This window comes from Rhodoplanes sp. SY1 (assembly GCF_046000175.1).
In the GTDB taxonomy this organism is placed as follows: domain Bacteria; phylum Pseudomonadota; class Alphaproteobacteria; order Rhizobiales; family Xanthobacteraceae; genus Rhodoplanes.
The window spans coordinates 1-717 of the sequence record NZ_JBEOMB010000541.1 but is presented as its reverse complement, the minus strand read 5'-3'; the positions used below and the strand labels follow the sequence as shown (position 1 = coordinate 717).

Annotated in this window: 1 protein-coding gene; it reads right to left on the bottom strand. The window is 66.4% G+C overall.

The window, feature by feature from the left end; genetic code table 11:
• Window positions 1-49: 49 nt before the first annotated feature.
• On the bottom strand, window positions 50-717 hold a 668-nt coding region (locus ABTU92_RS30835), incomplete at its 5' end, for an ABC transporter substrate-binding protein (RefSeq protein ID WP_408095321.1).

Sequence of the window (717 nt, the reverse complement as noted above, 5' to 3'; positions counted from 1 at the left end):
CCTCTCCCTCAGGGAGAGGGTGGCGCCGCATCCGCGGCACGGCACCGGCTCACCGCACCTCGGCGAGATAGCGGTCCGAGAACGTCTTCTGGATCTTCTCGGCGGCGCCCCAGTCGATGTCCTTGACGCGGTCGTAGTCGGCCTTGGGCAGGAACTTGGCCGCCACCTCGGCCGGCATCTCGATCGGCCGTGCCGGGCGCAGATAGGCGTTGGTCCAGACGAGCTGGCCCTTGTCGGAGAGCAGATAGTCGAGCACGCGCTTGGCGTCGGTGGCGTGCGGCGCGCCCTTCACCAGCGTCATTACGTAAGGGAACGACACCGAGCCCTCGCACGGGATGACGAAGGCGAACTTGCCCTTCTCGGTGTACTTCGCCCGATAGGCGTTGAAGTCGTAGTCGAGCAGAATCGGGATCTCGCCGGAGACGACGCGCGCATAGGACGTCTGCTGCGGCACGATCGGATCGTTCTTCGCGAGGTCCTTGAAGAAGGCGAGACCCGGCTCGATGTTCTGAAGCGTGCCGCCGAGCGCCAGGTTCACCGCGATGGCGCCGACATAGCCGACCGCCGCCGAGGTCGGGTTGAGATAACCGACGAGCCCCTTGTAGTCCGGCTTCTTCAGATCGGCCCAGCAGGCCGGCACCGGCTTTCCGCGCAGCGCGTCGACATTCACGAACAGCCCCAGCGTGCCCTGGTGCACGGTCCACCAGTGGCCGTCCG